This window comes from Falsiphaeobacter marinintestinus (genome assembly GCF_007923355.1).
GTDB classification, from domain to species: Bacteria; Pseudomonadota; Alphaproteobacteria; order Rhodobacterales; family Rhodobacteraceae; genus Phaeobacter_A; species Phaeobacter_A marinintestinus.
In genome coordinates this window covers 63877-76334 of sequence record NZ_VOGO01000013.1, presented here as the reverse complement: position 1 = coordinate 76334, position 12458 = coordinate 63877, and the positions used below count along the sequence as shown (strand labels likewise).

11 protein-coding genes are annotated in these 12458 nt (G+C 59.9%); 9 read left to right on the top strand and 2 right to left on the bottom strand.

Annotated elements, in window-relative coordinates; all coding sequences use genetic code 11:
• Positions 1-58: 58 nt before the first annotated feature.
• Positions 59-970, bottom strand: a complete 912-nt coding sequence (locus FOY56_RS20570) for a LysR substrate-binding domain-containing protein (protein ID WP_146348036.1) — start codon at positions 968-970, stop codon at positions 59-61.
• Between the two features lie 105 nt (positions 971-1075).
• On the opposite strand from FOY56_RS20570, the gene FOY56_RS20565 reads away from it, so the two are divergent.
• The 9 genes from FOY56_RS20565 (at position 1076) to FOY56_RS20525 (ending at position 10803) form a co-directional block, all read left to right on the top strand.
• Entirely contained in the window at positions 1076-1831 is a 756-nt protein-coding gene (locus tag FOY56_RS20565) for a class II aldolase and adducin N-terminal domain-containing protein (protein ID WP_146348035.1), read from the top strand.
• Between the two features lie 9 nt (positions 1832-1840).
• A complete protein-coding gene (locus FOY56_RS20560; protein WP_246139550.1) occupies positions 1841-2842 on the top strand; it encodes a sterol desaturase family protein in 1002 nt (333 codons plus the stop codon).
• A complete protein-coding gene (locus FOY56_RS20555; protein WP_146348034.1) occupies positions 2839-3804 on the top strand; it encodes a sterol desaturase family protein in 966 nt (321 codons plus the stop codon). The genes FOY56_RS20560 and FOY56_RS20555 overlap by 4 nt, the downstream gene beginning before the upstream one ends.
• Positions 3805-3920: 116 nt before the next feature.
• Complete coding sequence (locus FOY56_RS20550; RefSeq protein ID WP_146348033.1) at positions 3921-5084, top strand: acyl-CoA dehydrogenase family protein; 1164 nt, start codon at positions 3921-3923, stop codon at positions 5082-5084.
• 318 nt (positions 5085-5402) lie between these two features.
• A complete protein-coding gene (locus FOY56_RS20545; protein ID WP_146348032.1) occupies positions 5403-7418 on the top strand; it encodes an acetate--CoA ligase family protein in 2016 nt (671 codons plus the stop codon).
• A gap of 4 nt (positions 7419-7422) precedes the next feature.
• Entirely contained in the window at positions 7423-8025 is a 603-nt protein-coding gene (locus FOY56_RS20540; protein WP_146348031.1) for a DJ-1/PfpI family protein, read from the top strand.
• A complete protein-coding gene (locus FOY56_RS20535) occupies positions 8025-8810 on the top strand; it encodes a carnitinyl-CoA dehydratase (protein ID WP_146348030.1) in 786 nt (261 codons plus the stop codon). Before FOY56_RS20540 ends, FOY56_RS20535 begins: the two co-directional genes overlap by 1 nt.
• Positions 8811-8849: 39 nt before the next feature.
• A complete protein-coding gene (locus FOY56_RS20530; protein ID WP_146348029.1) occupies positions 8850-9998 on the top strand; it encodes an adenylate/guanylate cyclase domain-containing protein in 1149 nt (382 codons plus the stop codon).
• 64 nt (positions 9999-10062) lie between these two features.
• Positions 10063-10803 (top strand): phosphate/phosphite/phosphonate ABC transporter substrate-binding protein, encoded by a 741-nt coding sequence (locus FOY56_RS20525; protein WP_146348028.1) that lies wholly within the window; start codon positions 10063-10065, stop codon positions 10801-10803.
• Positions 10804-10876: 73 nt separating this feature from the next.
• Here the strand turns inward: FOY56_RS20525 and FOY56_RS20520 are convergent, their stop codons facing one another.
• On the bottom strand, positions 10877-12250 hold the full coding sequence (locus FOY56_RS20520) for an adenylate/guanylate cyclase domain-containing protein (protein WP_146348027.1): 1374 nt from the start codon (positions 12248-12250) through the stop codon (positions 10877-10879).
• Between the last annotated feature and the right edge of the window lie 208 nt (positions 12251-12458).

The following is a 12458-nucleotide window of genomic DNA, read 5'->3' as shown; positions in this document are numbered from 1 at the left end:
ACGGTAGCTCCGTCCCGCATTGCGACGCGTACTTCAAGGCATTGTGTATGGTGTTCTTTCAGGGGCCAGCGGGGCTGGCCATGGCCGACATGGTCATCGTTTCGGACGCCGTTCGAATTTCCGCCCTGAGCCAGGTGGTAAAGGCCACGGCGTCGGGGTTTTGTTCGGCCTGGGGTGACAGGATCAGATAGTATGCCTCTTGCATCGCGGCGCGGTGGGCGAAGGGGGCGATCAGCTGGCCGGTTTCGATCATCCGCGCGGTGACAACATCATGGCCCAGCGCCATGCCGCCCCCTGCGGCAGCAACGGCGAGGGTGACGGTGAAGGTTGTGGCATAGGTCACGGGTGGATCTGGCCAGGGCAGGCCCTGATCTTCGGCCCAGCCAGCCCATGTGCACAACAGGTTGGTGCAATCATAGAGCGGCTGATCGGCGAGCGTTTCAAGCGTCACAGGATAGTCGGGCGCGCAGACCGGGTAATAATGATCACTATGCAAAAGCTCGGCCCGGACGGTATCGGCGGGGCGCAGGGCATAGCGGATTTCGATATCCGCGCCCTCGGCCACTTCGCGCGGCTCCCAAATCTCGGTCGAGAGGTTCAGCTGGATGTCGGGGCGGGCTTCGCGAAATCGGGCAAGGCGCGGGGCCAGCCAGTGGACCGCGAAGGACAGGTTGCACTGGACTTGTACGGCATGGGTCGTGTTGCCGGTGACGGCGCGGGTGCCGCGACTGAGCGTGCGGAAGGCATCGCACACCACGGGGAGATAGGTGATTCCGGTCTCGGTCAGTTCAAGCGCGCGGGGACGGCGGTGGAACAGCGGCTTGCCCAGGTGGTGTTCAAGCGATTTGATCTGTTGGCTGACGGCGCTTTGCGTCATGTGCAGATCCCGCGCGGCCCCGGTGAACGACAGGTGGCGGGCGGCGGCCTCGAACGTGCGGAGCCAGCCAAGCGGGGGAAGGTTGGGCTGCATGTGCATAAACTATGCATAAGCTGAGCTAATGGGAAGCCTGCGTTTTTTTTGTTGGTCAGACGCAAGCCGCGCAGGCAGGCTGTGGCGAAACAGGGGAGACCGACGATGACCGTCACGAATCTGCGTCCGAACATGGAACACTGGCAGGAACGGGTGGATCTGGCCGCCGCATTTCGGTGGACCGCGCGGCTCAACATGCATGAAGCCGTGGCCAATCATTTCAGCCTGTCGATCAACGACGACGGCACGCGGTTTCTGATGAATCCCAATCAGGTGCATTTCGCGCGGGTCAAGGCAAGCGATCTGATCGTGGTCGATGCCAATGATCCCAAAACTTTGGAAGGCCCGGATGCGCCGGATCCGACGGCTTGGGGGCTGCATGGCGGTATTCATCGCCATTGCGGCCATGCCCGCTGTGCGATGCATGTGCATTCGATCTTTGCCACGGTGCTGGCGTCTTTGGCAGATTCCAGGTTGCCGCCGATCGATCAGAATTGTGCTATTTTCTACAACCGCTATGTCATCGACGATGGCTATGGCGGGCTGGCGTTTGAGGATGAGGGCGAGCGCTGTGCGGCGCTGCTGACCGACCCAAAGCAGAAGGTCATGATCATGGGCAACCACGGGGTCATGATTATCGGCGATACGGTCGCCGAAACCTTCAACCGTCTTTATTATTTCGAACGCGCCGCCGAGACCTATATCCGGGCGTTGCAGACCGGCCAACCGCTGCGGGTGCTTCCGGATGATATCGCGGAAAAGACCGCGCAAGAGATTGAAGAGTACCCCGAGCAGGACATCCGTCACCTGACCGAGTTGAAGGCGATCCTCGACTCGGAAGGGTCGGATTACGCGTCTTAAGGACCGGTCGTGACACTGGCCCCTGATACCGCGCAAGACCCCGAGGCGGGGCGCTGGCATTATTGCCCGCCCAGCCCCCTGGGGTTGAACCCGTTGTTTTCATGGCCGCCGCGCCCGCGTGCGGTGCTGGATTGGTATAGCGGAGCGTGGTTGCAGGTTACCGCCCTGACGGTGTGTTTCGCGATTGCGGTGCTGGCCTATGTGGTGGCCCTGCCGCCGCTGGAGCAGATGGCGACGGTGCGGCCGGGGTGGATCATCCGGGTCTGGTTGATGAACCTTGTGCCGCAGATCATTGTGGCAGGCGGGCTGCACTGGTGGTTGTACCAGCGCAAGGGTCAGGGGATGCAGACCAAGTTCGATCCTCGTAATCTGGCGCGCGACAACGGGATATTCACCTTTCGCAATCAGGTTTGGGACAACATGTGGTGGACCCTTGGCAGCGCCATCACGGTGGCGACGGTGTATCAATCCGTAATCCTGTGGGTGATGGCGAACGGATGGGTGCCGGTGGTGAGCTTTGCAAAACACCCGGTGTGGTTTGTGGCGTGGATGGCGCTGATCCCGATGTGGTCAGGGCTGCATTTCTATTGGGTACACCGGCTGGAGCATCAGCCGTTTCTATATCCGCATGTGCACGCGGTGCATCATCGCAACGTGAATGTCGGGCCGTGGTCAGGGATCTCGAACCACTGGTTTGAGAACATGATGTATTTCACGACCTATTTCATTCACCTGATTATCCCGTCGCATCCGCTGCACTTGCTGTTTCATGCGTTCTTTCAGCAGGTCAGCCCGGTGCTGTCGCATTCGGGGTTCGAAAAGCTCATTGCCAACGACACACAAATCGCCAAGTCGGGGGATTTCTTTCACCAGCTGCATCACCGGTATTTCGAGTGCAACTATGGCACCTCGGAAATCCCGTTCGATACGTGGTTCGGCACTTTTCACGACGGCAGCGCCGAAGCGACCAAGCGCACGCGCGCGTTCAAAAAGCAGATGTACACACGATGAGCCGAACCGAATGGAACCATAAACCTGACCTTCCCATTCGGGTGATGCCCTTGTGGCAATGGCCGCCCAAACCACTGGCCGTCCTGCGCTGGTATTGGGACAGCTGGTTCCCGATCAGTATCCATCTGGTGATCGTGGGATTGGCCTTTGCCTCGTATGCCTGGGCATCGCCAACCTTAGAGCAGGCCGCCCGCCCGGGGTGGTGGATTGCCGAGATCTGGCTGCGCAACCTAGTGCTGATCACGCTGGTCGCGCATGGGCTGCATCTGGTGTTTCACGGTCACCAGATGCAGGGCACAGAGCACAAGTATGACCCGCGCCCCTTCCCGCGTGCGGGGCGGATGTTCACCTTTGGCCATCAGTTGCGCGACAACATGGTCTGGACGCTGGCGTCAGGCGTGACCATCTGGTCGGGATGGGAGGCGCTGATCTGGTGGGCAATGGCCAACGGATATGCGCCGACGATGGTCTGGGCCGACAGCCCGGTCTGGTTTATCGCGGTATTCCTCCTGATCCCGATCTGGGAAAGCTTTTACTTCTACTGGATTCACCGGGCTCTGCATTCGCGCGTTCTGTACCGGTTTCACGCCCTGCACCATCGTAACACCGATATCGGGCCTTGGTCGGGGCTCAGCATGCACCCGGTTGAACATGTCATGTATTTCGGCACCGTAATCATTCACTTCGTGGTCCCGACGCACCCGGTGCATCTGATCTTTCATCTGATGTTCTATGCGATCTACGCGGTAACCACGCATACCGGTTTCGAAGGGTTCTGGGCCAGTGGGCGCAAGCGGCTGCACCTGGGGAACTTTCACCACCAGCTGCATCACCGGTATTTCGAAGTGAACTATGGCACGCTTGATATGCCGTGGGACACGGCGTTTGGCACATTCCATGACGGAACCGACGAAGGTCAGGCGATGATGCGTCAAAGGCTGAAAGAGCGGCGGCGCCCATGACAGACGCTTTGCCAAGGGGCGCTGCCTTGCGCCAGTAAGGGCACGGCCGTCTGAGACACCCATTCACCCACAAAAAGACACCGGCCAATCATAGGTAATCACGGAGACCAGGTATAATGAATTTCGGGATGACCGAAGAACAGGTGATGATCGTCGAAACGACGCGTGCCTTTGTCGAGAACGAACTTTACCCTCACGAGGCCGAAATTGAACGCACCGGCGTGCTGGACATGGATGTGGTACGCGACATCCAGAAGAAGGCGATGGAAGCCGGTTTGTATGCCGCCAACATGCCCGAAGAGGTCGGTGGCGCGGGTCTCGATACGCTGACATGGCTGATGTACGAAAAAGAGCTGGGCCGCGCGAATTATGCGCTGCACTGGACAGCCGTGGCGCGCCCCTCGAACATCCTTTTGGCGGGCACGCAGGACCAGAAGGAACAGTACCTGTACCCCTGCATGAAGGGTGAAAAATGGGACTGCCTTGCGATGACCGAACCCGATGCCGGGTCAGACCTACGCGGGATGAAGGCAACTGCGCGCAAGGACGGCGATGACTGGATCCTGAACGGCACCAAGCATTTCATTTCGCACGCCGATATTGCCGATTTCGCAATCTGCTTCATGGCGACCGGAGTCGAAGACACCCCGCGCGGACCGAAGAAAAAGATCACCGCGTTCTTTGTCGACAAAGACACGCCCGGATTCGCGGTGCGGGACGGGTATGGCAATGTCAGCCATCGCGGATACACCAACGCGGTGCTGGAATTCGACGATTGCCGCCTGCCTGCCTCAGCCGTGTTGGGCGACGTCGACAAAGGGTTCGACGTTGCGAACACCTGGCTGGGGGCAACGCGCCTGCAAGTCGCCGCAACCTGTCTGGGTCGGGCTGAGCGCGCGTTGGATCACGCCGTGGCTTATGCCGCTGAACGAAAACAATTTGGCCAGCAGATCGGCAAATTCCAGGGCGTGTCGTTCAAGCTGGCCGACATGGCGCTTGAACTGAAGGCGGCGAACCTGCTGACCTGGGACGCCGGTTGGAAATTCGATCAGGGCACGGTGACTGAATCGGACATGTCCATGGCCAAGCTGAAAGCAACCGAAATGCTGGCCTTTGTTGCCGATGAAGCAATCCAGATCCATGGCGGCATGGGGCTGATGGACGAACTGCCTTTGGAGCGGATCTGGCGCGACGCGCGGGTTGAGCGGATCTGGGAAGGCACCTCGGAAATTCAGCGCCATATCATCAGCCGTGAAATGCTGAGGGCTTTGGGGGGATGAACCTGCGCATGCTTTCAACAGGCGGATTTCATCGAGGTGCCGAATGACTTTTGAACGACGGCGCGTAACGTCGACTTCAGAAGCGAGGGGCCAGCCCCTCGCGCTCCCCGGGATATTTGGAGCAAGAGGAAATGGGGAGGCTTACCCGGCCTCCCCGACGAAGAAGGCGATCCCTCTTCCCCTTGCACGGTCATCGGCGTCCCCGCCTGTACCGTGGCACAACATTGGCCGATCGAAGTTAATACTTTGTGTCTTCCTCTTGCTGAAAATATCCCCGCCGGAGGCTTCTGTCGTTGATATCCAAAAGGCGGCTTGCAGATGAAGCGCGATTTGGACCGTTTGTTTCGTCCACGCACCATCGCTGTGATCGGTGGTGGCGCGTGGTGTGCGGCCATCATCGGGGCGGCGCGGCGGATCGGGTATTCGGGCGAAATCTTTCCTGTGCATCCGTCGGGCAAGAATATTGCCGGGCTAAAGGCGTACAAGCGCCTGGAAGACTGGCCGGGCGCAATTGATGCAGCATTTATCGGGATCAACCGCCATGCCACGATTGAGGCGGTTGACGCGTTGCAAGCGCTGGGTGCGGGTGGCGCCGTCTGCTTTGCCTCGGGCTTTACCGAAGCACAGGCTGAGGATGACAACGGCGCAGATCTGCAGGCGCAGTTGGTGGCGGCGGCAGGTGACATGCCTGTGCTGGGGCCGAATTGCTATGGGTTCGTCAATGCGGTGGACGGAGCTGCGATATGGCCCGATCAGCACGGAATGGTGCCGGTGGAACGCGGCGTTGCGATCCTGACGCAATCTTCGAACATCGCGATCAACATGACCATGCAGACTCGGGGCCTGCCGATTGCCTATATGGTGACCTGCGGGAACATGGCGCAGACCAGCCAGGCCGAAATCGCCACATCTTTGCTGGGCGATGATCGGGTCACGGCCATCGGAGTGCATATCGAAGGGTTCGGGGACCTGCACCACTGGGAAGCTTTGGCGCAAGCTGCATGGAACAAGGGTGTGCCCATCGTCGCGCTGAAGGTCGGCAAATCCGCGCAGGCGCAACAAGCCACGGTGTCTCATACCGCGTCTTTGGCCGGCAGCGATGCCGGGGCACAGGCGTTCATGCGGCGCTTGGGAATTCCGGCGGTGCAAGATCTGGCCGAGTTTCTGGAGACGCTGAAGCTGTTGCATAGTGTTGGGCCATTGCAGTCAAACCGGATCGCGTCGATCAGTTGTTCGGGGGGTGAGGCCAGTCTGATTGCGGATCTGGCGGTGGCGCGTGATCTGGAGATGCCCACCTTGCCAGAGGCGCGAAAACAGGCCTTGCGCGTGGCGTTGGGGCCGATGGTCGCCTTGGCCAACCCATTGGATTATCACACCTATATCTGGCGTGACACGGACGCGATGGCAACCGCCTGGGGCGCGATGACGGGGGATGATATCGGGCTGACGCTGAGCATTGTCGATTATCCACATACCGATCCAACCGACTGGACCTGTGCGACGCAAGCGGCGCTGCGGGTGCGGGCAGAAACCGGGCGGAACTTTGCCATGGTCGCGTCTTTGCCGGAATTGATGCCGCTGGATGTGGCTGAGCAGTTGATGGCGGGCGGGGTTGTTCCGCTGCATGGGTTGGATACGGCTTTGGCGGCGGCAGAGGCGGCGGCGCGGGTTCAGGCGCCTGCGTTGGTGCCAGTCGCTGTTCCGGGAACGCGCGCGGCTGACAGAGTTTTGAGCGAAGCCGAAGCCAAGGCAGCATTGGCCGCCCATGGTGTGGCCGTGCCGAAAAGCGCGGTGGCGCGACGTGCTAGCGAAGCGGCTGCGATCACCGCGACTTTGCAGCCGCCCCTCGTGGTCAAGGGTCTTGGACATGCACATAAAACCGAAGCGGGGGCGGTTCGGCTGGGTCTGGCCGCAGATGAGGTTGCATCTGCCGTTGACGAGATCGGCGGCAATCATTTTCTGGTCGAAGAGATGGTGTCTGGTACCGTGGTCGAACTGCTGATCGGGGTCTTGCGTGATCCCGCACATGGGTTCGTGCTGACACTGGGGGCCGGTGGGGTGATGACCGAGCTTTTGCGCGATACGGTCAGCCTGTTGCTGCCGGTGTCCGGGGACGACATCGAAGCGGCTTTGGCGCATTTGCGTTGCGCCCCGGTGCTGGCGGGGTACCGTGGCAAGCCGGGTGTCGACATGCGTGGGGTTGTGGAGGCCGTGCTGGGTGTGCAGGACTATGTTCTGGAGCATAGCGACCGGGTGTCCGAGGTGGAAATCAATCCGCTCGTCTGTACGGCTGACCGGGCCGTTGCCGTCGATGCACTGATCAGGACGGGATAGAGATATGAAACGCATTGGCGCGGTATTGTTCGACGGGTTCGAAATGCTGGACTATTTCGGGCCACTGGAGATGTTCGCAGCCTACCCAGATACGTTTGAGATTGTTGCTGTGGCGGAAAACGCTGCTCCCGTACGACCCTCGGGCGGGCCGCAGGTGGTGCCGGACCGGGTGTTCGCCGATGGGGCCGATTATGACATCTTGCTGGTGCCCGGCGGCATGGGAACGCGGCGTGAGATCGAGAACACTGTGATGCTGGACTGGCTGCGGCAGGCCAGCGCGCAGGCAGACCTAGTGACAAGTGTGTGCACCGGATCGGTGTTGCTGGCAAAGGCCGGCATTCTGGACGGGCGGAAGGCCACCACCAACAAGCGCGCCTATGACTGGGTGTCGGGGCAGTCTGATCAGGTCGACTGGCAGCGCAGTGCACGTTGGGTGGAAGACGGCAAATTCTTTACCTCGTCGGGTCTGTCTGCGGGGATCGACATGGGGTTGGCCGTGGTTGCCCGGGTGCTGGGCGATGAGGCCGCCACAAACGCCGCATTCTGGACCGAATACATCGCGATACGCGACCCCGATAATGATCCTTTTGCAGCAGGAGATTCCTGATGACCGATACCCCAGTCAAGACACGGCGCGACGGGCCGATCCTTGAAGTGACATTGGACCGGCCCAAGGCCAATGCCATCGATCTCGCCACCAGCCGGATCATGGGCGATGTCTTTGCTGATTTCCGTGATGACCCCGAATTGCGGGTGGCGATCCTGACCGGTGGCGGCGACAAGTTCTTTTGCCCCGGCTGGGATCTGAAGGCGGCCAATGACGGCGACGCGGTTGACGGCGATTATGGCGTCGGAGGCTTTGGCGGGTTGCAAGAAATGCGCGACATGAACAAGCCGGTGATCGCCGCCGTGAACGGAATCGCCTGTGGCGGCGGGCTGGAGCTTGCCCTGTCCGCCGACATGATCCTGAGCGCCGATCACGCAACGTTCGCCCTGCCTGAAATACGGTCTGGCACCGTGGCGGATGCGGCCAGCGTCAAGCTGCCCAAGCGCATTCCGTACCATATCGCGATGGAATTGCTGCTGACCGGGCGCTGGTTTGATGCGGAAGAGGCGCATCGCTGGGGGTTGGTGAATGAGATCCTGCCCGCCGATCAGCTGATGGACCGCGCATGGGAGCTTGCCCGGGTTTTGGCGAGCGGGCCGCCGTTGGTTTATGCCGCGATCAAAGAGATTGTGCGAGACGCCGAGGATTCCAAGTTTCAGGACGCAATGAACCGGATCACGCAGCGCCAGTTGCGGTCGGTCGATGTGCTGTATGCCTCAGAAGATCAGAAAGAAGGGGCACGGGCCTTTGCCGAAAAGCGGGATCCGGTCTGGACCGGACGCTGAGGGCTGTGCTTGCTGGCCCGGTCGGCTAGGATTGGGATCATGTCAGGTTCGGAGCACATCAACTGGGACCATCATGCCGTGATCGGCTGGCTGATGCGCGACGGGCGGATGCTGGCGCATCAGGATGCGATGATCACGGCACTGGGTGAACAAATGGATGCAGCGGGCGCGCCAGTGCACCGGGTTCGTCTGTCTGTGCGCACGTTGCATCCGCTTTTGCGTGCGGTCACATCCACATGGCTGAAAGGGCAACACGCCACGCCCATTGTCAAATCTCCGCATGGGTTCGAGAACAAGTCTGCCGTTACCGGAAGTCCGATCCAGATTGTGATCGAGACGGGAAAGTCGGTCCGGAAACGGTTAGAAAGCCCTTTGACACCGGAAGATCACGTGTCTCTGCACGAATTGCAGGCTCAGGGCATGACCGATTATCTGGCTTTGCCGCTGGTGTTTTCTTCTGGTGGGCGGGCAAGTTTGATTTTCAGCACTGAATGTCAGGGGGGCTTTGATGACACCGACATCCAAAAGTTGGCGACCCTGGCAGACTCCTTCGCGCCAGTGGTCGAAGCGTTGAGTGCGCGCCAGACCGCTTTGGCCGTGGCCGAGGCGTATCTTGGGCCACGCACCGGACGGCGTGTGCTGGACGGGCAGATCACGCGTGGCGATATCGAAACCATCGAAGCGGCGATTTTGATCAGCGACATTCGCGGCTGGACCCAGCTGAATCGCGAACTGTCACCGCGTGACGCGATGGAGCGGGCCAACCAGTATTTCGAACTGCTGGCCGACGCCATCGAAGGCCATGGTGGCGAGATCCTGAAGTTTCTGGGCGACGGATTGCTGGCCATTTTCCCGACCGAAGCGGGGGCAGATGATGCTTGCGCGCGGGCCTTGTCGGCTGCGCGTCAGGCGCATAGGGCCGAAGGTGTTGCCGGCGTTGCGTTTGGGATCGGGCTGCATTTTGGCGAGGTTCTGTATGGCAATATCGGGTCCCGGACGCGGATCGATTTCACCGTGCTGGGGCCATCCGTGAACATGGTCGCACGGATCGAAAGCCTGTGCGTGGCCCTGGATCAGCCAGTGCTGTTTTCCCAAGCCTTTGCTGACCGCCTGAACGAACCAGTGATCAAGGTTGGGGATCATGCGCTCAAAGGGTTGCCGGGCGAAGTGCCGGTTTTCCGTGTTTAAGACCCGTGCCAAACCGTCACTGAAACTTCAATTTGCAGCGACCCGTGAAAGGAAATCCTGTTCGATGATTGCCAATCTGATGATGTATCGGCGCCCCGAACTAGCAGGCGCGCATGACCGCTATTGGCAGTTGATCCGTACCGCACTGCGGGATGCGGGTATCGACAGCCCCGAAACGCTGTCACAGGACAGCGAAGAGTTTTTTGTCTGGAACCATCCTGAACTGGTTCTAAGCCAAACCTGTGGGATGCCTTATCGAACGTGGTTGCATGACAAGGTTGAACTGGTGGGCACGCCGGATTTTGGCATAGCCGGTTGCCCGCCCGGGTATTACCGTAGCGCGCTGGTTGTCCGGGCAAACGCCCCTCAAACCGACATGGATGCGTTCATGGGTGCCCGGTTTGCGTATAATCAAACGTTCTCGCAATCGGGATATGCCGCGCCGTATTGGCATGTGACGCCGAGGGGCTTTTGGTTCGAAGATCGCCTGCAAACCGAAGCACATCTTGAATCCGCCAAGGCCGTGGCCGATGGACGGGCGGACATTGCATCACTGGATGCCGTGACCTGGCGCAATATCGAAAGGTATGAACCTTTTACGAAAGAGCTGCGTGTTCTGGAGTGGACAAAACCCACGCCCGGCTTGCCGCTGATCACGGCACCGGGCAACGATGCCGACGCCATTTTCGAGGCGGTCACAAAGGCGATCGCGGATCTGCAAGATGACGACAGGCTGCTGCTTGGGATCAGGGGGATCGTGAAGATACCAAAGGAAGACTATCTGAAGGTTCCAAACCCAGATTAAGGGTTTTGCGCACAGACGTCCTGACCCGGCATGTGCTGCCCCCGGATCAGGTGCATCGCCGGTGGAGTATGCCTTAGCCAAGGGTCCAGATCGTGCGGCGACCTTCGATGCCGCGGATTTCCTGATAGGGCATTTGCTTGAAACCCTCCAGCAATTCGGGTGCGGCTTCACCTTCTTCCTGAACCCGGGAGCGGAGTTCATCGCTCATGACAAGGCGGCACTGGTGGGTGCGCGTCAGAGCCTCAAGCCGGCTTGAGACATTGACCGCCGTGCCGATGACCGCGAATTCCAGCTGGTTCGCACCGATATCGCCCAATACGGCTGAGCCATAGTGGATGCCGATCCCGGCACAAATCTCGGGCTCGCCAGCCCGGCGACGATCGGTGTTCCAGCGGTCGATCACTTCGATCATAGACCGCGCGCATTCCAAGGCGTTGGTGGCGTCGCGATCCCCTGCCAATGGGGTTCCGAAGGTCGCCATAAGGCCGTCGCCAAGATATTTGTCGAGCGTGCCGTTATGGCGAAACACCTCGGCCTCCATCCGGGCATGGAACCCGCGCAATACTTCGATCACCTCGTAAGGATCGCGACCGGCAGCAAAGCTCGTAAAGCCGACGATGTCGATGAACAGCACACCGATGTTCTGCTGGCGCACTTGTTTCAGCGGTTCGTCATTGTTTGACAGTTCTTCGACCACGTTGGGCGAGAAATAGCGCGACAGGTTGGCCCGTTCACGTTCAAGCCCCGCGTTGCTGAGCAGCAATTGGTCAAAGCGGCGCGCCGAAAAGCCCAAGGTTAGCGCGACAAGAAGGAAGACGACGATTTCCTGAAAGCGCAGATCCAGCTGGAAGCTGTTCGGGTCCATGATCTCGGCCAGGCGAGGATAGTCGCCAAAAGCCTGTTCGGCAGCTTCGGTAAGACCGGGAACCGGGGTCGCGAACCACCAGGCCAGCCCGATGCCAATGGCCCACATGCCCGCCGTCCAGGTGCCGATGGCCATCACGGTGCGCCAGGAATAGGCCATCGTGCCTGCGGCAAGGATAATAAAGAAATACAGGAAGTTTTCGAACCGCATCTGCATGGCCAGCGGCAGGCTGTCGCTGCTGAGCGGGTTTGGCGCGATCATGCCCACGGTCATGATCAGAAGGTCGACGAACAGCAAAGCCAGTTCGACACGCGACTGGCCGACCCGGCCCGCGCGACGCTGGAACCAGCCGTTCAGAGCGATCAGGGCCAGGATCCCTTCGTAATACAGCACGTCCCAGTCCTGCCGCAGAAACGCGATAAGCACGCCAACCACCGCCATGGTGATCCAGCGCGCCTTGATCGCAAGATCCAGACCTTCGCGTTTGTGCCGTTCCAGCGTGGCGCGGGTGTATTTGTTCAGCTCTTCCACCTCGGGGGTGGTCTGATCCGCCTGCGCCAGCGGAATTGCGGCATCTGCCATGGTACTGTCCTTATCGTTTCAGGTCGGTACATAAGCCCTGTGGGCGCCAATCGCAAAACCAGTGCGTTATGGACTTATCCAAAGCAAATTGTGTGTGCATCATTTTTGGGCAGGCCAGTACCGTGACTCTGGCTTGGTTGCCTGAACGTCGCGCGGATGTACTGTTTCTAAGGTTTTTCTGGCCGAATCGCTTCAGCCTCCTAAATCG